Origin of the sequence: Butyrivibrio sp. LC3010 (assembly GCF_000424385.1) — a bacterium.
Taxonomy (GTDB): Bacteria; Bacillota; Clostridia; order Lachnospirales; family Lachnospiraceae; genus Butyrivibrio.
Genome location: NZ_AUJU01000005.1, coordinates 134,725 through 159,552, shown reverse-complemented (window position 1 = coordinate 159,552; position 24,828 = coordinate 134,725). Strand labels below are relative to the sequence as shown.

18 protein-coding genes are annotated in these 24,828 nt (G+C 39.1%); all 18 read right to left on the bottom strand.

The features are described 5' to 3' along the window. Nucleotides 1–27: 27 nt before the first annotated feature. The gene (locus tag G622_RS0105650; protein ID WP_330363570.1) at nucleotides 28–453 is read right to left on the bottom strand and encodes an adenylyltransferase/cytidyltransferase family protein; all 426 of its coding nucleotides are present in this window, start codon (nucleotides 451–453) and stop codon (nucleotides 28–30) included. Nucleotides 454–538: 85 nt separating this feature from the next. Next, nucleotides 539–1,750, bottom strand: coding sequence for an AAA family ATPase (locus G622_RS21800; protein ID WP_044957183.1), 1,212 nt, complete (start codon nucleotides 1,748–1,750; stop codon nucleotides 539–541). Between the two features lie 364 nt (nucleotides 1,751–2,114). Next, a complete protein-coding gene (locus G622_RS21795) occupies nucleotides 2,115–2,981 on the bottom strand; it encodes a hypothetical protein (protein ID WP_049945706.1) in 867 nt (288 codons plus the stop codon). A gap of 442 nt (nucleotides 2,982–3,423) precedes the next feature. After that, a complete protein-coding gene (locus G622_RS0105635; protein WP_026509882.1) occupies nucleotides 3,424–4,776 on the bottom strand; it encodes a Gfo/Idh/MocA family oxidoreductase in 1,353 nt (450 codons plus the stop codon). A gap of 127 nt (nucleotides 4,777–4,903) precedes the next feature. Beyond that, complete coding sequence (locus tag G622_RS0105630; protein WP_026509881.1) at nucleotides 4,904–5,692, bottom strand: transcription termination/antitermination NusG family protein; 789 nt, start codon at nucleotides 5,690–5,692, stop codon at nucleotides 4,904–4,906. Nucleotides 5,693–5,701: 9 nt separating this feature from the next. Next, a complete protein-coding gene (locus G622_RS21790; protein ID WP_049945705.1) occupies nucleotides 5,702–6,700 on the bottom strand; it encodes a Gfo/Idh/MocA family protein in 999 nt (332 codons plus the stop codon). 340 nt (nucleotides 6,701–7,040) lie between these two features. Then, nucleotides 7,041–7,985 carry a HipA domain-containing protein gene (locus tag G622_RS0105620; RefSeq protein ID WP_026509880.1) on the bottom strand — a complete coding sequence of 315 codons (945 nt, stop codon included), beginning with the start codon at nucleotides 7,983–7,985 and terminating at the stop codon, nucleotides 7,041–7,043. Then, the gene (locus G622_RS0105615; RefSeq protein ID WP_026509879.1) at nucleotides 7,982–8,302 is read right to left on the bottom strand and encodes a HipA N-terminal domain-containing protein; all 321 of its coding nucleotides are present in this window, start codon (nucleotides 8,300–8,302) and stop codon (nucleotides 7,982–7,984) included. The genes G622_RS0105620 and G622_RS0105615 overlap by 4 nt, the downstream gene beginning before the upstream one ends. A gap of 26 nt (nucleotides 8,303–8,328) precedes the next feature. Continuing rightward, nucleotides 8,329–8,541, bottom strand: coding sequence for a type II toxin-antitoxin system Y4mF family antitoxin (locus G622_RS0105610; protein ID WP_026509878.1), 213 nt, complete (start codon nucleotides 8,539–8,541; stop codon nucleotides 8,329–8,331). Between the two features lie 240 nt (nucleotides 8,542–8,781). After that, nucleotides 8,782–9,420, bottom strand: a complete 639-nt coding sequence (locus tag G622_RS0105605) for a helix-turn-helix domain-containing protein (protein ID WP_026509877.1) — start codon at nucleotides 9,418–9,420, stop codon at nucleotides 8,782–8,784. Further along, entirely contained in the window at nucleotides 9,398–10,075 is a 678-nt protein-coding gene (locus G622_RS0105600; protein ID WP_026509876.1) for a DUF3990 domain-containing protein, read from the bottom strand. The genes G622_RS0105605 and G622_RS0105600 overlap by 23 nt, the downstream gene beginning before the upstream one ends. A 147-nt stretch (nucleotides 10,076–10,222) precedes the next feature. Then, nucleotides 10,223–13,525, bottom strand: coding sequence for a hypothetical protein (locus G622_RS0105595; protein WP_026509875.1), 3,303 nt, complete (start codon nucleotides 13,523–13,525; stop codon nucleotides 10,223–10,225). Between the two features lie 17 nt (nucleotides 13,526–13,542). Beyond that, nucleotides 13,543–16,743, bottom strand: coding sequence for a hypothetical protein (locus G622_RS0105590; protein ID WP_026509874.1), 3,201 nt, complete (start codon nucleotides 16,741–16,743; stop codon nucleotides 13,543–13,545). A gap of 280 nt (nucleotides 16,744–17,023) precedes the next feature. Beyond that, nucleotides 17,024–18,505: a flagellin N-terminal helical domain-containing protein gene (locus G622_RS0105585; protein WP_026509873.1), complete on the bottom strand. Its 1,482-nt coding sequence runs from the start codon at nucleotides 18,503–18,505 to the stop codon at nucleotides 17,024–17,026. A 358-nt stretch (nucleotides 18,506–18,863) separates the two neighbouring features. Then, a complete protein-coding gene (locus G622_RS0105580) occupies nucleotides 18,864–20,702 on the bottom strand; it encodes a motility associated factor glycosyltransferase family protein (RefSeq protein ID WP_026509872.1) in 1,839 nt (612 codons plus the stop codon). Nucleotides 20,703–20,721: 19 nt separating this feature from the next. Continuing rightward, complete coding sequence (locus tag G622_RS0105575) at nucleotides 20,722–21,072, bottom strand: hypothetical protein (RefSeq protein WP_155831423.1); 351 nt, start codon at nucleotides 21,070–21,072, stop codon at nucleotides 20,722–20,724. Between the two features lie 67 nt (nucleotides 21,073–21,139). Next, nucleotides 21,140–23,059, bottom strand: a complete 1,920-nt coding sequence (locus tag G622_RS26440) for a flagellinolysin (RefSeq protein WP_026509870.1) — start codon at nucleotides 23,057–23,059, stop codon at nucleotides 21,140–21,142. Between the two features lie 167 nt (nucleotides 23,060–23,226). Then, nucleotides 23,227–24,744, bottom strand: coding sequence for a flagellin N-terminal helical domain-containing protein (locus G622_RS0105565; RefSeq protein ID WP_026509869.1), 1,518 nt, complete (start codon nucleotides 24,742–24,744; stop codon nucleotides 23,227–23,229). Nucleotides 24,745–24,828 lie beyond the last annotated feature (84 nt).

The following is a 24,828-nucleotide window of genomic DNA, read 5'->3' as shown; positions in this document are numbered from 1 at the left end:
TCACTACTTTTCATATATTTTAGATTATTATATATCGTCAACTCGTCTGGGAATTTCTACCCTAAGAAGCGTACTGGATATATTCGGCGTATGCGGAAGGTATATAACATCTACCCCGTATGGCTTTAAGTCTTTCTCAGTCTGTATCCACCTTTCATCGCCCTTCCAGTCATCACCGATAAATACAGCGTCGAAATGATATTTCTCATATAGCTGAACTTTATCCAGTGTGTCGACAATTACACATTCATTAACACTTCTGAGATTTCTGATGATCTCAGCTCTGTCTTCCTGCGAAATAACTGTTATCTTGTTCTTGTACTGCTGAACAAGACTGTCGGAATTAACACCAACTATAAGCTTCTCGCACCTCTTTGCTGCGTTATTTATAATGTGTAAATGTCCTATGTGGAACATATCATATACGCCTTGCGTATAGCCTAGTTTGTACACTATTTCTCCTGTTTTTATGTATTATAAAAGCGCAGCTATCGCTGCGCTTAACTATCTATTATCGACACTCTATTATGACTTATGTTCATGCTTCCAGTAGTTCTTCTGAGTTTCTGAGTGCCTCCGCGATTTCCTCCCATTTTCCTACCTTTATTGCACTGCTAAATACCTCCCTGACTTCTTCATTAGGAATATAAGTTTCATTTGTCCTGGAATCAAATCCTAAATACCCCATATGAATCAAGGCCGTCAAAACATCATCCTTTGATGAAAAACTGGTCAGATCATTTTGGAATGTACTGACATCAACCTGAATCTTTTCCCCCGAAAGCATATGAATGACTGCTTCTTTAAGTCCGTCTTTATTTAACCCAATGTAATCATTTAGTTGTCTAAATCCCGCAGTATTTTTCCAATAGGACTCGACTTTGTTAAAAGTAATAGCATCTACTATAGAATTTGGATTGTACATATGAACATAGGATCTGGTTCTGTCCGCATTAAGCGTTTCCATTTCATACCCGTCGTACCATTTCTCTATTTTTTCTAATTCCATATCATACTTTTCCAGGTATGGCTCTATTTCCTTTCTTGTAAATCCAAAGTATGGCGCCAGATTTTTGGGCGAAATCATTGTATATTCGCTAAAATTGTTCATCGCAGATTCACCATCATATTTTTTTATAGGCAATATACCTGTAATATAGCCTAATGCAACACACTTTTTAGCCTCCTCGGTTTTAAAAAATCCACGAAGATATTTAAGATAATACTCTATCAGTTTATTATCATCTTTTGCATCGCGAATAATGCAGTCCCATTCATCAATGATAATGATGAATCCTATTCCATCTTTCTTCCAAACTTTTTCAATAGCTTTAGGAACAGTAGTAATCGTCTCATCTATTATATCTGAATGTTCCTCCTTAAATTCATTCAGCACAGTATCGTTCATGTTGTCGACAGGATTTTCACCCTCTTTTGCGTCATTCAGGAAAGTAGACATGTCTATATGAAGAACATGATATTTGTTTAAAAATATTCCGAAGTTTTCTTTCTTACTGATTTCCAGGCTCTGAAACAATTCCCTGGAATTGCAACCAAGGCTGTAATAAGCATCCATCATTCCTGCCGCCATGGATTTGCCAAATCTGCTCGGACGGCTAACTGCGAAAAAGCACTTCTCTTTTCCAATATTCGAATTCAATATATCAAGTAATCCGGTTTTATCTATGTATATATCAGATTTGATAGCTTTTACAAAGCTCTCACTTCCTGGATCCAGGTACATTCCCATTAGGTATAATCTGCCTTCCTTTTAATGTTATTACATCTAAAGTAATATTATAAACATAGTTAGTAGAATGTTCAATTCAGTTTAGTTAACTTGATAGTTCTCCTCTTGTTTTGTTCATTCGAAGATATACCTATAAATTCTTAATAATGTATAGATTCCTGTTTTCCTCAGAAAAACGGGAATCGTATTGGACCAGGTCCTCGCGAAGCGAGGGGCGTGTCCTGCCGAAGGCAGGATTTTTGTGGGCGATTTCCGCTTTTGCCCACAAAAAGTCATCATTTTTTGTATTATAAAAGCGCAGCCTACGCTGCGCTTAATTTGTCTTATTCTATTATTTCTTATACCATTACCTTTGAACCTAAAATCATTTAAGTAAACCTGCTTCAGTTAACATATTCTCTACAAATTTTGTAGAAATGTTCATTCTATTAGCAATCTCTGCTATCGACATGCCATCCTCATACCTGGCAATTATTTTACCTTTTTTCTCATTCGCCTTAGCTATTAGTTCAAGTGCATTGATTTCCTGTTCTTCTGCAAGCATCATATCAATAACCTCCTGTTTAAAACTGGTGAGAAATCTTTTAATTTCAAAATCATTTGGCATCTGGTCTATAGCTTTAGTCACAGCGTTTTCTATGCCTTCCAGGTTCTTAGTTTTTTTTATTCTGTCAATGAGCCACGAATATTCACTAAGTGGTTTGCAGACCTGAAATATCTTATCGTTGTGCCCGCTATTTATATTAAGCATCCTCACCTTAACTTCAATGTCAGATCTACCTTTCTGCTCAGGTAAAAAACTATCACTTAATCGAAGTGTTGTCTCATCATCTACTTCTCTATCTCCATTATAGAATACCACAAGTTTTGGTACCGGTAACTGTATTATTGTTTCTCCAAAAATATCCAGCGAATTATCAGCAATATATTTTGAATACAGACTACTTAAATATCTTAACATCCTTAATGGCATATTGGGATTATATGTAGATTGATGTTCATACAAATTCATACTTCCTGCTATGACAAACGATGTGTCATTTTTCATACTTACATATAAGTAATTCTGAAGTGTATTGAATGCTATCTGTGTCTCATCCTCATAGTCTGAACCGTTAACAGCGTTATACAGTTGCAATGTCCATTTTCGATTAGCCTCTGTTCCAAAGATAAAGTTAAAGAGTCTGTCCTTGTGTTCCCTGTTAATAGTTACAATAGTGTCTTCTGTCATACATAATTATCCTCCTTTATGACTACCATTTCAAATATCCATAAAGGACGAAGAATTAATCAGATTTACTAATTACTATAATAAGCAATCAGCAGAACAAAACTTCATACAACAATCCCTGATAATTAGTAGTATTCATGGAACTATTTGAGCGATTTGCCCGGATACCTTTATGGCATTTGAACAGTAATCATATTATCTTTTAACTTTGCTATTGTCAAGTTGTATTTTGATTGCGCATTTTGACCGAGCTTCGCCACATCACACCAATCTCTTGATGTAACTACCTTCCCCTCAATATGTCCGCATCTTTGGCACCGTCAGTATAACCGCCCTGATACCTACAATGCTTCATAAAAATATCTAACAGCTGACTGCCTGCATTACATCTAAAAATACCTATCTTCAAGCCCTGCTGCCTGCTTTATTTCTTTAAAAATACCTACCAGCCTTGCTGTTGCCTTCGAATTCCCATGAATTTTTCTACGACTTTAGCCATAGCTATTGATTCCTGGGATGTTAGTTTATAATCCGTGCCACTTGTCTTATTGATTTTGCCAAGGAATTCCGCGATCTCATATCTAAAACCGCTGCCACCGATAAATGGTGAATCGTAGTGATCTACCTTATCGGGATCCTCGTATCTCACGTCAAAGCTCTGAATGAGCCACCAGGGAGATTGAGCAATTATGTATCCTTCTGTCCCTGATATTACAAGTTGTCCTTCAGACTTTACTCCGGCTCCTGTTTTTGATGTAGCCATTCGATCTTTATATAAAAACTGTACTCGCGTGAATCTGTCAATTCCGCCTTCACCAAGAATGGAATCTATCCTTATGTCCTCGTATTCTGTGCCAAATAGTTTAAATATTGGAAGCATTGTATAACTTCCATATTCCATAAACGCTCCGCCATATTTTACATCTGACATTTCTCGAGTGTTTTTCCCACCAATTCTTGTGAAACATGCATCTATATCACAAATATCTCCTATGCTCCCGTTTGTAGCTACTGTAAGGAGCTGCTGAAATCCAGGAAGATACGCTGCCCTTATTCCTTCCATCAGGACTACACCGTGATCATGTGCAAGTCCATACATCTCTACTGCTTCATCATAGGTGAAGGTCATTGGCTTCTCGCATAGTACATGTTTGTCTGCTAATATAGCCTTCCTGACATAATCTGCATGGGTCTCGTTAGGAGACGCTATATAAACTGCATCTATTTCATTTAAAAATTCATCAAAATAATCTGAAAAAGTAAGAACCGGATAGTTAACTGCAAAATTGCTAAGACTTATCTCATCCGGATTGTATGCCGCTACTGCCTCCACACCTGATACATATTTGGTTTCATCTATGAATCTTATGGCAATTCTACCTGTACCTACTATTCCCAGCTTGATCAACCTCATTCTGTCATGTCTTAAAAAAGTAGATGATATATTGGGGGTTCTCTCAAGATAGACCACATTGCAGTATTTTTTCAGGTAATCAAATTTCCCTTCCCAGTCAGACCCAAGCACAAAGGTATCAATTCCATACTTCTGTACGTCCTCTACCTTTTGCCCCACATGATCTTCAACTATGATTTCATCTGCAAAGCCTGTATGCCGCACATTTTCTATTCTGGTCATTATTGAGTCAACCAGATTAAGTTTCCCTCTTTGCCTGTCAAAATGTTCTGTGGTCACACCCACAATAAGATAATCTCCAAGTGCCTTAGCACGTTCGAGAATCCTATAATGTCCTTCATGAAATAAATCAAATGAACCGTAGGTTATGACCTTTTTCATTGGCGTGCCCTCTACCCTATATCACAGTTACTACTGATTCTTATGAGTTTTCACTGCTTTATCCACAAGAATACTTATTACTTCTTATATATATCGGACCATCTTTAGATTTTTATAATATTTTGAGTTATATTACTTTGACATCATCTGCTCTAAGCTCTATTCTTGCGGTAGTCCCATACATTTCAAATGAAGAAATCACGGTTCTGTGCTTCGCATTTACTTTTTCTACTGTAAAAATCTGTTCACCATATATTCCGGTTTCATCGACGACTTTATCGCCAACGTGGATTCCGATATCTATAGCTACAGTTCCTGTAAGCACATCTCCTTTATTGTTTTCATCGTTGTCGAATATATCTAACTGCCTTTGCAATTGCGGAAGAGCAGGATCATCATCTGTCCATAAGCCAAATCGTACTTTTCTCTTTTTTCCGAACATTTCTGCTTCAACTACGGCCATTCTATGTCGCATTTCCAATTTTGTTATATGATCTTTGTAATTTGCCAAAGGCCCCACAATTTTATCTATTCTTCCATTTTTAGCCATATGAACATAGCTAACATGCATCATTCCATCCGTAAAAAGTGTCTGAAGGAATTCTCTATCCTTATCCCCAATTGGTATGAATAACTTAGTACCATCATCTTCCACGGTTCCAAGAAGTTTGGTGAATTCTGGGACCTTCTTTAAATTCTCAAATATGTTCTGTGGATTATCACTTTCAACAAATATATATCCCGGAAAAAGTCGCCTGAAATATATGTTACACTTACCACCACTTCTTCTTACTTCTTCATAAAGTGGCACAAAACATTTCCCTTTCAGATCATTGCCGCTTCGGTTTTCTATTAGTAGTCTAAGCTCGTGTTCATCACCGCTCTTGACCTGAACCACGTACCAGGTGTCTGCCATTTATGTTCCTCATCTGTCCTTCAGCATTTTTTCAAAGACTTCTGCCCGTGCTACTGCCTCGCACTTCTCTCGATTAAGTAGTTCTTCTATATCCTTGTGACAGTTATTATGTTCTACGCCTTTCGGTATCTCTCCTGTGTCATGACTAATTCTTTTACAAAATTCCTTAAATTCGTATCTTAAGCCATCCCCTTCAAATTCACATTCATACTTCTCAATTTGTTTCGGGTCTTCATGGCGTACTTCAAAATATCTTGTAAGCCACCAGGGAGAAGGAACAAGTATATATCCTAGTGTTCCAGATATCAGAAGCTGACCTTCACTTTTAACTGTTAGTCCTGTCTTTGCCGTGGCGAATTTATTTTCATATTTAAATATAGCTTTTGTGTAGCCGTCCACACCCTCGCTATGCTTAACAGGAATTGAATGATAAAACACCTGCCTATAGTCTGTGCCTAGAAATCTAAATATCGGAAGCATAGTATAACTGCCAAATTCTGTGAACGCCCCACCATTTGTTATGTCAGTAAGTTCTCTTACATTTCCATCTGTAAGTCTTGTAAATGCTGCTTCTACGTCAATTACGCTGCCGATAGCACTACTTTTTACTACCTCTTCAAGTTTCTGAAATCCGGGACAATAAGCTGTTTTTATGGCTTCCATCAAAATAATGTTGTTACTTTCAGCTATTTCATAAAGATTTCTGACTTCACTGCCGCTTAGTACCATTGGTTTTTCACAGAGCACGTGCTTTTTCTTTGTCAGTGCTTTTCTAGCATATTCATAATGTGTTCCGTGCGGCGAAGCAATGTAAATCGCATCAACACTTTCAAGGAAGTCATCTATATCAGAATATGCGTGATCAATATTATATTTTTTTGCAAATTCTTCTGCGTGTTCTTTATCGGGATTAAATACAGAAAAAAGACAGAGGTCTTCAACCTCTTTTATTTCATTAACGGCTCTACCGGCAATTCTTCCGGTACCGATTATGCCAATTCGTATCATTTTCTCCCCTCAATCGAAAACGCTAACATACCATAATATAAAAACCACCGCATAGCAGCTTCATATTTCATCTCTGCTTTACGGTGGTTAATAATTCTATTAATTTGTTTCTGACTGTTGTTCTTTTTCCTTTGCAATATTACATCTAAGCAATCCTGTAAAGCAAAAATCAAATTTGAAGTTGTCACGGTGCAAGCTTTGAAAAATATAATAATATTATACCATAGTTTTCACAAAATTCTTGAAATTATATGGAAATTTTTAAAGTCATGTACAAATTCAATACGCTGACCGAAATTGTATATCAACTTTTCGTTTTTCATCACATCACAGCCTAATTCTAAATCACTGCCATTCTAGCTTCTACAATTTTTATCATATCTTCCTTCATTTTTTCCGGTAAATATGAGAATCCTATCTCATTAATGATTACATCTTTTGCACCCTTGATTTTACCGATCAAGTTTGTTGCCACTCTTTCCGTAAGTCCAAAATTGTCAGCAAGTATCATCCAGTCCTTTTTCCTGATATTTCTTTTTTTACCATTTAATGACAATGCCATTTGATCCAGATCTTCCGGAAGAAGTAGGTTCACTGGTAATAAATCATATGCAGGTGATAAACCATATATTCTATTTCCAGGAGCATTTTCGATAAGTGAAAAATTCTTCAAATGCATATCGGAATTACCGGTCACAAAACAAAACAAGAGCCTATAATATAGCTCTGCCAAATCAATTCCAATATTTTGTGAATATTTTTTTATAACTTTTCCGCAGTTTTCATAGGAGCCTCTATATTTGTCACTTGTCATTCTTTCGGAAAGTTGGCAAAAGTCCTCCATAGCCAGCATTTTGCTCTTATTTCTGTCAACTCTTTTAGTAATATAGGTGTAACTGCCATCTGTCTTGATAAGTGCGCAAGGTACTGTTTTTATACCTATAGCCTCGGCCATCTTCATTACCATGAACTCTGCCTCGGGCAGATACTTATAAATCGCAGATTGTGGTTTAATGATATATCCTGCTGGATAATCTATTATAGTCAGTTTGGATACTCCGGCATCTCTGCTTAAATGAACAGATAGTTTCTTCTGGACTCCGGGAATAGTAAGCCCTTTATTTACAGCTGCATCTGCCATTTTCTCAAATGTTTCATCATCAATATCCAATTCCGGAAGATGTTCTGTACCAAAGAATTTTTTGACACATTTCTTATGCCATCCTATTCTTACCGACTCCACATCTGCAACATTTATTTCCTTATTACAGCATAAACATCTCATTCAACAGCCTCCACACAGACATCTCCTATACAATCACGGCACGATGCAAGCATTAACCCAAATCTATCCTTACTGTCTACCTTCCAATTCCGCTCTACAACATTTAAAAGCCACCCCTCTGGTATGAGCCCATCAAAAAAAGGGAATAAGACATTTGATTTATACTCTTCACTTTGCAAAGGTAGTGTCAAGCTTACGGCTAATGCTCCTTCATTTTGTAAATATGACTCATAGTATTTGAACAAGTAACCATCATCCTCTTCGGATATTTCTCCCACCGGAATTCCCTGAACATAAACCTTGCCTATTCTACTCATAATTTTTCACCTGTAAATATTTTTAATCAAACATCTATATCGCGCGATAATTCCCCTGGGACTGCTTCCATTCCAAACATGGTGAGTGCCTGGTTAACTTTGTCCATGCGTACGGTCTCTTTTCCCTGTTCAAGTTCACGCACAAATCTAAGCCCAAGACCTGCACGTAGTGCAAATTCTTCCTGAGTTAAACCTGCCTTTTTTCGTTCTGTTTTTATATATTCTGCTATTTTATTCATAATATAAATTTACACCCTATAAGGTATAATTTCAACTCATACTAGTTATTTTATACCTTATAGGGTGTAATATTGATATTTTGCATTATTTTATACCCTTTGGGGTATATTTTTTCTTGGGGATACTGTTCCATCATATTCTGTACTCAAAAACATGGCTCTAATACTTGGCACAACTGTTGATTATTACAACAGCCTCGGCCATCTTCATTACCATACTCTGCCTCAGACAAATCCCTTTCACATTATCAAATCCTTCATATCACAGCCTAAAGCCTTACTAAGTTGCAAAACAGTTTCTGCCTGGCTTTTCCTTATATCTCTTTGTCTTTGCTCAAAAAGTTGAATCTGTCTTAATGATACTCCGGATTTAATCGATAATTCTTTTTGTGATATTCCCAGTCTGGTTCTATAACGTTTCAGTGCAGTATCAGGATAATATGTTTGCAGTTTATAATCTAGCTCTTCAACAAACTTCATAATATCCATTTCATGAAAAACAGGATACATTCTCAATAATTCAGAAAAATGCACAGCCTTCAAAATATAGGAAAAATGCAAATCTCTAACCCACTGATAGTAGGAAAGTACCCATCCTCCCCAATACTCAGGGCTTCTATCAATATACATTTTATCCTGCGGTATAGGTACATTATAACCTGCAGTTTCTAAAACCAATCTGACTATCTCAGGGCCGGTTTTCCCGGCTACATAGGTAGGATTTCCCTTTTCCATCTGGATGGCAATTGGTGAAATTGCAAACATACCGGCATATTTATCCGAATCTATACCAACTTCATTAATTGCAAAATCAAACATATGCCCCATTATGTTCTGTGCAGATTCGATATACATTTCATCGTAAGCGTGGATCTCCATTTTGCATGCCCTCTCTCATAATATCCAACATATATAGTTCACTTATTTCAGAAGCAGAACGTTTTTCCTCACGATATTCTTTTCTGGCTCTGCCGTCCCTTTCCATTTTCTGATTGTAGTAAATATCAACATCTGCCTCATGACTACCAATATATTTTATATTTTCAAATGCCTTCTTACTTATTAGTACAATTTGTTCGCCAAGTTCTCCAAGATGCATAGCCCGTTTTAATTTTTCCAAGGAAATAGCACCTGCCACAAAATCCTGTGCAAAAGTAAAATATGAATCATCTGCCCTATAGCCTATGACAACATCTGCCTCAGACAAATCTACATAGAAATTATCCTGTAAATAATTCTTTGCATCCGCAGAAATACTACTGTTTTGCCAATATGTTCTATGCTTGGTCAGAACTGCCAGCCAGTTAAGAATGTTATAAGGTTCTTCATTTAAGTTAAGAATTTTTAGTCCATCCATCTCTAACTCATATTCATTAGCATACCCACTGTTCCCCCTGCCACAAGCCCATTCCTTAGCCAGTTCAAGGCTTCTTGTACAGTAGAATCCTCTGCCATAATCATTTTTCATACTACCAAGTCCATACTCCGGCATTTCAATTATATGATCTGATCCATGGTAAATTGTCTCTTTCATAATATACTTTCTCCTTTAGCAGTATTATATCGCCACAGCGATATTCATTTCAAGCATCGCTTAATACTTGTGCAGATTGTCCTTATGATTTATAACCATACTAAAAGCGCAGCTTACGCTGCGCTCCATAGTCTTATCTCACCTTCTTTACTCCGTAACCGTCACAGATACATGTTTTGACATGCCATTCTGACAGCATACATACACATCGCAAGTCCCTGGACTGAGTCCTGTGATATTACCTTTTTTGTCAACTGCTGCTATCTCTGGTACATCTGATACATAACGGTATCTCGGAGCATGTTTTGTTGACAGAGCCTTCTTTTTGGGATCCTCATATTTTATTGATGCCTTAATCCTTGCACTTTGTCCTACAGCTACCTTAAGCTGTTTCGTAGAAAGTTTCAGCTTTTTAGGATTGGTATACTTATTAAGCTTTCCTGCAAAATGACAACTTAAGGTTTTACCTATGCGTTTACCACTGCTATCGTATGCTACCAGATACATCTTGTAATTCCTGGTCTGATTGATTTTTTTGCCTTTGAGAGTAGTAATTGCAACTTTCCTGCTCTTTGTGGTCTTTGTAGGCTTTTTGGAGTATTTTTTTCCACAATATTGCAAAAACAGATCAACTTTTCCCACATCACGTATCTTATCCCATTTGACTATGATCTTATTATTGGTCTGCTCTATTTTTATGTTCGCTTCAAAGACAGGCTCATCCTCATCTGCATATATGATTGCATAAGTTGAAAAATCATAGATTGTTGCGTTTATCTTGTCTGATAGTGAGCTTCCATGAATTCTTAATATTCCGTTATGTATGCTTACAAGATAAAAAGTTCTCTTCTTTTCTGTGGTGAGTAAATGTGCAGGAACTGTAACTGTCGCTTTTATATTTTTTCCGTTTAGCGAGCTGATTTTTCTCTTATAGCCGTTGCCGAGTTGGAAAAACATAGAAAAATCAAGATACATTCCAACTGTGGCATCATTTAATATCTTGGCTTCCTGCTCAACTTTCTGTCTGTCATCAGCAGTTACGGAGTTATCAATATTTGTGATTTCAAGCCACAGCTTTCCATCAGCGCCTTTACCTATCTCATTCTTTTCTTCATCAGTCGCTACCGCCCAGGCAACTTCCTCCGTCAGGCCGCGAACTGCTACATCAGGTGTATTTTCCTTGCGTTCTATATCAACATTCATTGTCCCCTGATCGGAAACAGGCAAAGGTTCTATAGTTGATATAGATTTAACAGTCACAATTGCCGCAGAGCTTATGGCAGATGCAGATTCTTCGCCTCTCGAATTTGTTACTACGCATTTGTAATAATATAGGCCTGCAGACATCTTTCCGGGACTTGGAATACTATAGTCTGCTCTTGTTGCTTTTGCTATAATGTTTGAATCTCCCGGTACAAAATCCGGTGATGTGCCTTTATACCACTGATAAGTCATGAGACCGACATTTTCTGCCCGAGCTGTTACCATGAGCCTTCGCTGCATATTGTCCCCTTCATACCATTCAAGGTTCTGGGGCCCATTTATAGTAGGTTTTCCCGGCTTTAGCGGCTTTACTGTCACAGTTGCTACACTGCTTGCAGAATGAACACTTTTCGATTCTAATGTATTTGTCACTACGCACTTGTAATAATATTTACCTATCGCCATGGTAGCAGGAACCGGTATAAAATACTCTGAACCGGTTGCGCCGATGATAATACTCTCATTTCCCGGCTCAAATCCCGGAGTGTTCCCTTCATACCATTGGTAAGAAAGTTTTCCCGCATCCTCAGTCGCTGCACTTACAGTTAGTTTTCGAAGCGTCCCGTCTCCCTCATACCATTCAAGATTCTGAGGCCCGGCAATTACCGGAGCCTTAGGCTCTACTTGAGGATCAGGAGTTGGCTCCGGATTAGGAGTTGGCTCCGGATTAGGAGTTGGCTCCGGATCAGGAGTTGGCTCCGGATCAGGTTCCGACTGGACCGGCTTTACTGTCACTATAGCCGCATTACTTATTGCAGATTCAACTGACGCCCCCTTTGTATTTGTCACTACACACTTATAATAATAAGTGCCCACTGCCATATTCCCGGGACTTGGGATAGTATAATCTTTGGCAGTTTCTCCATTTATCTTATTCGCATCTGAAGGTGTAAAATCTACCGAAGCTCCCCTATACCATTGATAAGTTAAATTCCCGCCATCAGATGACGTAGCAGTAACCGAGAGAATACGCTGCGTTTTATCTCCCACATCCCATTCCAGGTTTTGTGGCCCCGTAATAGCAGGCTTAACAGGATTTTGTTGTTTTACGGTCACCGTTGCTGCATTACTTGTTGCCGAAGCACTTCCCAGAGTCGTTGCATTTGACACTACAACTTTATAGTAGTAGATTCCTGCCTGCATAGATTCAGGGTTTGGAATAGAATAACTTGCACCATTCACTCCACTGATAACATTTGTACTTCCCGGAGTAAACGCAGCAGAGGATCCTCTATACCATTGATAAGACAGTGTTCCTATACTATCTGCCGCTGCCGTAACTGAGAGTGTCCGTTTCGTTTTATCTCCCTGTACCCATTCCAGATTTTGCGGTCCTGTAATAGAGGGCTTAATTGCGGTTTCAATATTCTGTGAGTATTCTACGAGCAAATTACTAAGGAAATTCTTTGCTGCATCGATGGCCTTGGCTTTTCTTTCCTGATCTCCATCTAAAGAACTACCAATATCAAACCAATTGACATCAGATATTGCTGTAATATGTCCGTTCCCTACTGACTGATCCACTGCCAAGACTTTTCCATTTTTATCCCTCATGAGCCATACCGCACTATTTGCAATTGTATTGGTAGACTCTATATGTGCATATTTTACAGGATATATACCTTTACACCCTTTTGTTAATTCCGGTCTTGCTGCATCGTTAAAACTTAATTCATTTTCCGAACTATCCTGACCAGGGTTTTTACTAATTTCAAAACCCCCTCCCAGTGCAGCAGCAAGTGTATTCAATGCCCCATTAAACTTGGAAGTTCCCCCGGCATATTCTCCATTCATCACAATTCTTCCGCCCGAATTTACAAAGTTCTTAAGAGGATTAACATTAGCATTATTAGTACCCAAAAGAGAAATATCCGAGGTTACAGTAGACGGCAAAATATAGACCATGTCCGCACCATTTAACACACTTTCGGACAAAACACTAGCATTCTTCCTGACATCAACGGTCACATTTGCTCCGGAAACAGACTTAAACAGGTTCGTAATAGAGTCAATCCATGCAGAAGTATTACTACACTCAGAAGGTGCCCACAATAGAACTTTATAATCCGTTTTGGCGGAAGCAGGAAGCACAGTCCCTGGAATAATATCTGAAAATATACCCACAGTGAACACTAATACAAGAACAAAGCTTATTACCCGATTTTTAATAAATGCAACTTTGCCCATACTGATTCCTCGCAAAATTATTCTGTAACCGTCACACTAACAAATTTTGACATACCATTCTGGCAACATACATACACATCGCAGGTTCCAGGACTAAGTCCAGTGATATTGCCATTTTTGTCAACCGCTGCTATCTCAGGTACATCCGATACATAGCGATACCTTGGAGCGTGCTTTGTTGATAGAGCCTTCTTTTTAGGATCCTCGTATTTTATCGAACCCTTTATCCTGGCACTCTGCCCTACTGATACAGTAAGTTGTTTTGTAGAGAGTTTTAGCTTTTTAGGATTGGTATACTTATTAAACTTTCCCGCAAAGTGACAGCTTAATGTCTTTCCTATTCGTTTGCCACTGCTATCATATGCTACCAGATACATTTTGTAATTCTTGGTCTGATTGATCTTTTTGCCTTTAATAGTAGTAATTGTAACTTTCCTGCTCTTTGTGGTTTTTGTAGGCTTTTTAGAGTATTTTTTTCCACAGTATTGCAAGAACAGGTCAACTTTTCCCACATCACGAATCTTATCCCATCTGACTATGATCTTATCATGGGTCTGTTCAATTTTGATATTCGCCTGCAGAACTGGTTCATCCTCATCCGAATATATGATGGCATATGTTGAAAAGTCATAGATTGTGGCATTTATCTTATCAGAGATTGAGCTTCCATGAATCCTTAACACTCCGTTATGCACGCTTACCAGATAATAGGTTCTCTTCTTTTCTGTTGTAAGCAGATTTGCAGGAACTGTCACGGTTGCCTTTATACTTTTCCCGTTAAGCTCACTGATCTTCCTCTTATAGCCCTTGCCCAGTTGGAAGTACATAGAAAAATCAAGATACATTCCAACCGTAGCATCATTTAGCACTTTGCCCTCCTGCTCAACTTTCTGCCTGTCGTCAGCACTTACAGAATTATCAATATTCGTAATCTCAAGCCACAACTTTCCATTAGTACCTTTGCTGATCTCATTCTTTTCTTCATCAGTCGCTACTGCCCAGGCGATTTCCTCCGTAAGTCCACGTACAGCAACGTCAGGCGTATTCTCCCTTTTTTCCACATCAACTTCCATTGCACCGGAATCATATTGGGGTTCAGGTGTGACAGTTTCTACAGTTTTTACCGTAACTGTTGCTGCTTTACTTATAGAAGTGGCCTTTTCTCCACCTCTCGTATTCGTTACTACGCACTTGTAATAGTATGAACCGGCAGACATCTTTCCGGGATTTGGTATGCTATAGGCAGCTCTGGTTGCTTTTTCTATGATGCTTGAATTTCCCGGAACAAAATCTGCAGAAGAGCCTTTATACCACTGGTAAGTCATTGTTCCGACATTATCTGCCCTGGCTGTTACCATGAGCCTGCGCTGCATATTATCTCCTTCGTACCACTCCAGATTCTGTGGTCCGCTTATAACCGGTTGCCCCGGCAGAAGTGGCTTAACCGTAATTGTTGCTACATTACTTACAGAATACGCACTTGCAGATTCTATTGTATTTGTTACAACACACTTGTAGTAATAGTTCCCTATCGCCATTGTTCCGGGAGCCGGTATGAAGTAGTCGGAACCTGTCGCTCCACTTATTATATTCTCGTATCCAGGTTCAAAGTCCGAAGTATACCCTTCATACCATTGATAAGTAAGAATACCACCATCCTCCGCAGCAGCAGTGACTGACAAAGTTCGTGATGTACCATCTCCCTCATACCATTCAAGATTCTGAGGCCCCATAATTACAGGCTTCTTGGGCTCTATTGGCGGATCCGGCTGGACTGCTTTTACAGTTACAGTAGCTGCATTACTCGTTGCAGACACCTTTGTTGTTCCCTTCGTACTTGTAACTACACACTTGTAATAATAAGTACCCACATTCATGGTCTCGGGGCTTGGGATTGTATAATCCTTTGCTGTTTCTCCATTTATCTTATTTGTATCTGAAGGTTTAAAATCTGCAGATGTTCCCCTATGCCACTGATAAGTTAAGTCTCCAAGATTTGTTCCTGTTACAGTGACTGAAAGCTTGCGATTAGAAGGATCACCTTCAAACCATTCCAGGTTCCCTGGTCCTGTTATGACAGGCTCTTCGACAGGACGCTCTTTTACTGTCACTGTAGCTGCATCACTTGTCCGAGATGCATTTGATGTTCCCACTGTACTCGTTACTATGCACTTATAGTAGTAGTTTCCAACCTCCATAGATTCAGGGCTTGGAATTGTATAACTTGCACCTGTTGCCCCGTTAATGATATTTGTACTTCCCGGCGTAAAGTCTGCAGATGTTCCTTTGTACCATTGATAGGATAATGTTCCTCCATTAGAAGCAGAGGCAGTCACCGATAGTGTACGCTGCGTATTGTCTCCCTCTTCCCATTCCAGATCCTGAGGTCCTGTAATGGTGGGTTTACTAACCTCTTCCATATTTTGCGAAGAATCCACAAGCAAATTTGTAAGAAACTGTGTTGCTGCCGTTTTAGCATCACCTGTTGGCGAAGAAATCCAATTTATATCAGAAATAGCTGTAATATACCCCTTACCAACCGCCTGATCCATAGCAAAGACCTTATCATCTTTATCCTTCATGACCCATATTGCACTTTTAGTGTTTGTGGAGGCAATATCTGCAAATGCATTAGGTCTAATATTTTCACAACCTTGTGTCAAGGACGGCTTTTCAGCAGTATTTAATGTCATAACAGTTTCACTACTTAAATCCTTAGCTTCTGTTCCAATACTAAAGTTTCCACCAAGTTCGCTTGCCAGATCGCTTAATGCTCTATTAAATGAACTGGAGAAATTTGGATGCTCACCATTCATTATTATCCTTCCTCCAACGTTTACAAAACGCTGAAGATGCTGAACATTAACATTCTGTTCCCCTAAAAGCGAACTAATTTGACCATTGGCAGGCAAAATAAAAACTAAATCTACTCCAGCCAAATCACTAGTCGTCAGCACTGTGTTATTAACCTTTTCCTGTAAATTTATACTAATCCCTTGTGCTTGCTGGCAACAATCCTTGATTGACGCAATCCATTCATCAGTTCCGTTCCCACTAGTTGTACATTTATAAGGCGACCACAAAAGTATATTAAAATTTGTCTTTGCCTCAGCAGTAATCACCATCCCAGGAACTATATCTGCAAATAGTCCCACAGTCATTAATATAGTCAGAGCAAAGCTAATTATTTTATTTTTAATTTTCACCATTTTATCCATACTTGTTACCCACCTTACATTTAATAAAATGCACATATTCCCACTCTTATATATAAGTTTAACACTTCCTGATTTTGTGTTTATTGAGCCATTCTAAAAAAGCTCTTAATTATTGGTAAACTTTGTTCCAAAATATATAAGAAGCGCCCTCCATCATGGAGAGCGCCCCAGCATAATTGATTTTGATTAATTTTGTTTCATTATTAGAGAGTTACTCTGATCAAGTTCTGCAAAATACCTTCGAATCAGTTTCGAAAGAACCTCACCAGCTTTTCTTAGTTTAACCCTGAAGGAGTGACATAACACCCTGTGTGCTCTGGTTTGCCTGAGCCAGCATTGACTGTCCTGCCTGTGCGAGGATGTTGTTCTTGCTGTAGGTAACCATCTCGTCTGCCATATTTGTGTCACGAATTCTGGACTCAGCTGCTGTTGTGTTCTCAACTACGTTATCCAGGTTCTTGATTGTGTGCTCAAGTCTGTTCTGAATAGCACCTAGTTCTGATCTCTGAGCAGATACCTGCTTAATAGCATCTTCAATAGCATCGATTGCATATGTTGCTGCAATTCCGGTGCTGTCTTCTACTGTAAGATTCTGGATGCCCAGATGAGCAGCTGTCATGGTCTGAATATTTACACTTATCTTGTTAGTCATGTCTGCATCTGATCCTACGTGGAGGCTAAGACCAAGGTCTTTTGCTACCTGAGCGGTACCCTTTGTGATGCTGAATACATATGTTCCACTAACACCAGCAGTACCATTTGTAATTGTTATCTCTTTTTTAGTCTCCTCATCTATAGATTTTGAACCGTTAATATTAACGCTAACTTTATTCATGTTCTTTGAATCTACGCCAACTCTGTTTGCCTGTAAAAGTGCATTCTTTACTTTAGTAACTGCCGTACTTATATGTATATTCTTATCAAGAGTCTCAAGTGCTGCTGTTCTGGTATCACCACCCTTTACACTTACCTTGGATCCATCGACAACCTTCTGTTTGATTTCTTCTACAGTAAACTCTTCTTCACCAAACTTGAAAATATTAATGCTCGCATTTGACGAACTTGGCTTGATCTCATACTCAGTACCATCAATAACTACTTTCTTGTCCTTATCTGATAACCCCTTAGCACCCTTTGAACCTGCTGCAGAAAACATTTCCCATATTTCGTCTTGAATTTTACTTACCTTATCATCATCCTTGTATATGTGGTACTCTTTTCCGGCAATCTTAACATTGGTATCATTTTTGATATCCATCGTAAAGGTTCCGTAGGTTCCCGCATCTGCCAGAACACCATTAAGGCCTGCATCATGTGCTACCATATATTTTTCAAAATAACCATTTCCACCCTTAAGCAGATAGGTCTCATTAAATTTCGTTGTCTCTGCAACACGGTCAATTTCTGTTGTGAGCTGTCTGATCTCATCCTGTATAGACTTACGATCTGACTCACTATTTGTTCCGTTTGCTGCCTGTACTGCCAGTTCATTCATTCTCTGAAGCATATCGTGTACTTCTGTAAGTGCACCTTCTGCTGTCTGTACTGAACTGATACCGTCATCTGCGTTTGTTGATGCTCTGTCAAGACCTCTCATCTGTTTTCTCATTTTTTCAGAAATTGAAAGTCCTGCTGCATCGTCTGCTGCTCTATTTATTTTATAACCTGAGGAAAGTTTTTCAGAAGATTTTGCCTGACCACTTGTTGTAATGCCAAGCATTCTATTAGAATTCATCGCCGTCAAATTATGCTGGATAACCATATTATACCTCCATGTGGGTGCAGTTCATCCTATAATCCGTATAGTCAGAGACTGCCTGCTTGATAAAAAAATTCAAATTAAAAAGTTTCTTATTAAGTTGAGTGCGCTCCCACATCGATCATCCTTGACGATGTTTGTATTTGTTTTTACACTCTATATATCGTTCGGTTTTCCGATTACTTAACCCCATTTTTGAAATTTTTTTGATATTTTGTTTCAAAATTGAATTGCCGGCAAATTAAAAAGTCCGAAAGCGCAGTATTTACCTGGGTTTTCAGACTTTGTTTGAATTTAAGATTTATTTCAAAAAATGAATTATTTTCAATATACAATCATGAGAATTACCTATGAAGTACCTTTACTCATTTGATTTTCCTTCCTCTATAGCCTCCAAAATCGCTTCCTTCAAACTCTTACAGTCCTCCGGAAGATGAGCATAATACTTTTTTGCATCTTCAAAAACAGGAATCGCCTCCTCATTATTTCTTATCATAAACTGATAACCGGGAATTGAATATAAATCTTCAACCCACAAATCCTCCATCAAGCTGTTTATGACGGTTTTGTATATTTCATCTCTAAGATTGTCAAGCTTGTTAATCTTATTATTATTCTTTTTATCACTTATATCCTGATACTTACAAACATTTAATAACTGATTACATATTGTGGCTATCTCCTCGGAATTACGGGCAATCATATCCAGATCATCGCACCACTTTTGAAGTTTAACCACGGTATCTTCATACTCTTCATCTGTCTGTGCCTTTGGAAGATTCCTTACTGCATTAGTAATATCATAAGTGTTTTCTTCAAGTTTATCCGCAACCGCTGATAGCGTCATCACCTCAGAACCATGGATAAGCGCCCCACCTTCAGTAGCATCGATAACTCTTAGAGTCGGATTCAGCTTTATTCTCCTCTCAAAAAAGTCTCTGAACTCTCTCCACATAGCACATGACTTAACTGTTCCCCCAAGGGCTCCGGGAATTTCAATTGTCTCAAGATTTCTCGCATCATCACCACCGGAATCTGATTTATCGGCATGATGTTTACCATCAAGATATGCCATATCCTGTCCTATCAGGATAATGGTTTTTATGCCCAGCCTCTCACAGGCTACAAAGCAGGCACCTGATACATTACCGCCAAGGTCCAGTCCCTGAAAATCAGCTTCAACCCTGTCTCCAAACAACGCATGCTCATATCTGAATGTATGAAAATAGATACATCTGCCCTTAAACAATTTCTGTGATTCACTATTAGCCTGCATAGAACAAAGCAGCGGAATCTTCTCTGCTACCTTATATTTAAGAAAAGCAGGATCTTTTACCGGCTCAGCAGTTACAACCATATCCGGCTCAATCCCATGATCATCTAATACATTGATTGCCCTGTCACTACTTATAATTAATGCGTGTCCTTTAATTCTTTTAAGTACATCTACATTTTTATTTAGCGAAGGTCCCGCAGATACTATAACTGCTGGCATACCTTCCGGAATAACCGCACGAAGATCTTTTAAAAGAGAGGCATTTCGCATATGGTTCCAGGCATAAAGTCTGCATTTTAAGCTAATTCTTCCCCGATTTTGCTGGTAATTACTCTGAGCATTCATTATAGTTGTAAGAGCAGCGCAGCATTCCTCAAATTCCTTGTTTTCAGCATAATAAGGTGAATATATCTTCTCTGTCTCAGAGCTGTATGTAATCATGTTCATCATGACATCATTTACATAAAGCCCCTGCTGTTCTTTACTTACATACATAAATATCCTTGGATGATTAATAAAATCAGTAATATCAACACACCCACATACATATGAAAAAACACTTTCCTGAGGTTCATAGACGTAGAACTTCGTGTCCGGTCGCAGCTTCTTAACAAGCGCGCCGAGACTATACCCCACTCCAAATCCCATCAAAAGAACAATAGTCATCCTGTTAATAAACTCAAATCTCTCTACCCAGCGTTTAGACTCATAGACAGGATCATATTCACTATTCATCCTGAGATCAGCACCATTTAGTCCTGCGCCCTTAATAAAAAGGATGGGGTCGCCATTTTTAGCGAGTTCCATCCTATAATAATTATCCTCGTTAGTATCAATCTGTGGTCTGAACCCATATCGTTTCTCAAATTCCCGGAAGTTTTTTTCTCTTATTTCTTCGCTCTTTTGAATCATATCCCCACCCATAAGAATATTAAAATCCCCCTTATTTTATCCATTCCTCTATCTGCTTATTCAGATCATGATGTATTATATCCGCTGCAAGTATCAGATCACCTGCTTCATTTGCAGCTGCAAGCCTTCCAAAATCTGTCTGCCACTTTTGAAATCTTTCCATATTACTCGCATCAACTTTGCCACTTTGAACAAGAAGCTCTGTGAACATTACAAGCTGCTTCATTACCGGCGCTACCATCTCCGCACTGCCTGGCTTTCGTTGATAAATGGTGTCTGCAGCTTTATCATTATTTTTTATCACCTGACGTCCTAAATCCTTTATGCTCTCCATAAATCCCCACTCATCATATTTCAGGTACTGAATTCTTATCTGCCACAATAGTCACACTACTTACTTAATATACAGAAAATTATATCATGCACTTCATTCACTTGAAAAGGGCTCATCAATTCTGCAAGAGTGCCATTACTCCCTGAGGAGTCTGATTTGCCTGTGCAAGCATGGCTTGCCCCGCCTGAGAAAGAATATTGTACATAGACTGTTTCACCATCTCAGAAGCCATATCCGTATCCCTTATACGGGATTCTGCACCTGTTGTATTCTCTACTGTACTCCCAAGATTGAGCATTGTGTGCTCAAGTCTGTTTTGTATAGCGCCAAAGTAGCTTCTGACAGCACTGACTGTCAGAATAGCATTACCGAAGTCATCAATAGCAGAGGTTGCTCTCTCTGACGTGAGAACATTTGTATCTTCCAAAAGAAGCGCCTTGGTACTCATGTCATATCTCATAATATTAACTTTATTAACAAGATCCGCATCAGCTCCCAGGTGAAGGTCAACAGTATACTCCTGACCTTTTTCTTCTATTTCCTTTGCCAATTCTTCAGGTATTTCTTCCGAAATCTCTACATACTTGATAGACTGACTTGTAATTTTAAATGGCTGTTCATCTTTAATAGCCGTAGATCCGAGTACCTGAGTTCCACCTGTATTTAGTTTATCGGCAACAAAAGAACCCACCCCACCCAGGCTGTTATATGCGAGTCTTCTGATGAATTCTACCGGGCTATATTTTCCATTTCCCGGTGAAACGTTACTTCCACTATTGATCGCATCTTTTAGCTGCTGTTCTGTCAAACCTGTTGCTGTTTTTATTACATCAGTAAAAGAATCATTTCTTCCGCCTCTATCTCCATCTAAAAATTTCTGAAACAGATTACTTGATCCATTTCTTAGATTATTCATTGTCACATCATTTCCGTCTGCTGCCAGATAGCTGGCATAAGCTGCAGCAAGATATCCGTGTCCATAAGGACTTTTATCCACAGTGAATTCTCCGCCCTGACTTAAGTATTCAGTTATAACACTATCACCTCTGTTGTCACTTTCACTTGAAAGCTGACTTGCGATGCTTTGAAGCGGACTATTCCAACCTGCCGCAAAACCACCTCCTGCAAGCTGGGCTGCCCCTTCAATAAACCATTCCGGAAAATCCTCTGCTCCACCTTCCGTAGCCATTCTTCTGGGAAATACAACATCCATAACTGCATGCATTGTCTCGTGAGCTATAGTGGATTCAAGTTTTCCAAGCTCCTGCTCACTTACGTTAATCGAAGGATAATCATCACTATCAACTTTCATAGATAGTGAATTTGATTCAAAACCTTGCCCGGGCATTACAAATGATGCCCCCATCTGAGCAAGCGTATTGCCGGGGCCATCTAAATAGTTCACTATAAGGGCTGTATCAAACTGGCTTGTGCCCTCAGTTGAAGCCAGCTCTCTTAGTTTACTTCCCACAGATCCTATTCCGTTTATTATCTGCTCTATGGCATTGGGATAGTATTCCTCAGAAATTTTTTCAGCTACATCTACCAGCGGATTCTTTATTTCATCAGGTATATCCGGAGATGTAGGTACATCCTGCACTTTCGGAGGCTCCGGCCCTTCCTTTAGAAATACATTCAGCTCGTTAAATTTCGTTTTGGAAGTGATGGCATCAATTTCATTTTTTAGCTGGACGATTTCATTGTTGATTGCACGCCTGTCCTCAGGAGTATTAGTTCCGTTCGCTGCCTGCACTGCCAGTTCATTCCCGCGCTGAAGCATCTCATGTAATTCAGTAAGCGCTCCATCTGCTATTTGGACAAAGGAAATCCCATCCCTGCCGTTATTTACAGCGCGACCAAGTCCTCGCATCTGGCGTCTCATTTTTTCAGAAATACTAAGACCTGCAGCATCGTCTGCCGCACGATTAATTTGGTATCCGGAGGCTAATTTTTCAGCAGACCTTGCCCGTCCACTAGTTGAGATTCCAACCTGAATATTAGAATTTAATGCCTGTAAATTATGCTGAATAACCATATATGAATCCTACCTGTTTAATAAAACATATTAGTGCTTGATTGGTTTCATATATGATATCGGACAAATATTGAAATAAATTACCCTTCCACACAAAGAAGGCTCCCCCTTTCGGGAGAGCCCTCTTTATGGTGTACTTAATGTACTTTAGTAATTCGCTAACTGGATTAGCCGAGGAGTGAAAGAACACCCTGGTTACTCTGATTAGCCTGTGCAAGCATAGACTGACCAGCCTGTGCAAGAATGTTATTCTTGCTGTAAGTAACCATCTCATCAGCCATGTCTGTATCACGGATACGGGACTCAGCTGCTGTGGTATTCTCAACAACGTTATCCAGGTTCTTAATTGTGTGCTCTAATCGGTTCTGAACAGCACCGAGTGCAGATCTCTGAGCAGATACTGTCTTAATAGCATCTTCAATCGCATCGATTGCATATGTTGCAGCTGTACCTGTGTTATCCACAACATTCAGGTTCTGGATTCCAAGGTTCTTTGCTGTCATTGCTTCTACGCCAACAGTAATCTTGTTGGTCATATCTGCATCAGCACCAACATGAAGCTGAAGACCAAGATCCTTAGCTACCTGTGCAGTACCTTTGGAAATAGAGAAGGTATAAGAACCATTTACATAAGTAGATTTATCATCTTTATCGATAGTCTTATCAGCAGCATCTGCTTCTCCTGCAGAAACTTTAACCTTAACCTTGCTCTGATCCTTAGCTCCTGTGTTGCTATTAGATGCATCAACACCAATCTTATTAGCCTGAGTAAGCGCAGATGTTATCTTGCTAACTGCTGTACTTATCTCGATATTTTTATCGATGCTCTTATCTACTGCAGTTCTTGTACCAGCTGTATCCTTACCTACACCTACTTTTGCTCCATCAACAACCTTAGCCTTTATTTCATCAAGTGTAAATTCTTCTTCACCAAGCTTAAATACTGTCTTGGAACTATCCTGTGAAGCTGCTCCTGTTACATATGTAGCACCGTTTATGGTAACGCTAGCTATCTTATCTTCTGCAATAGTGCCATCAGTATTTGCCGCTTTTGCTGTGTTAAAGTTTTTCTCAATCTTACCCTGAATTACGCTAATTGTATCAGTAGACTTATCATAAATATGATAATCTTTTCCTGCGATAGTCTTATCAGTATCTGTCTTGATGTCAGTTGTGAATGTAGCTGCACCGCCGCCTTTAAGATTGTCAGCAAGTGTTCCCTGAAGACCAGCATCATGTGCTGCCATGTACTTATTCTTGTATCCGGTCTGGCCTTTAAGCAAGTATGTCTCATTGAACTTTGTTGTCTCAGCAACACGATCAATCTCAGTTGTCAGCTGATCAATTTCGTTCTGGATGGATGTACGATCGTTTGCGCTGTTTGTTCCGTTAGCTGCCTGAACTGCAAGTTCATTCATTCTCTGCAGCATGTCGTGTACTTCTGTGAGTGCACCTTCTGCTGTCTGTACAGAACTAACACCGTCATTAGCGTTCGTTGAAGCACGATCCAGACCTCTGATCTGCTTTCTCATCTTTTCGGAAATTGAAAGACCTGCTGCATCATCTGCCGCACGGTTAATCTGATAACCTGATGAGAGTTTCTCAGCTGATCTTGACTGTGAACCAGTTGTTACTCCAAGATTTCTGTTAGCGTTCATCGCTGTGACGTTGTGTTGTACTACCATAATGTACCTCCTTGTTTGTGTACGCGGCAAATCCTTTTGCCGTAGTTAAAATATTGAATTGTGTTTCAGATTCGGATATACATC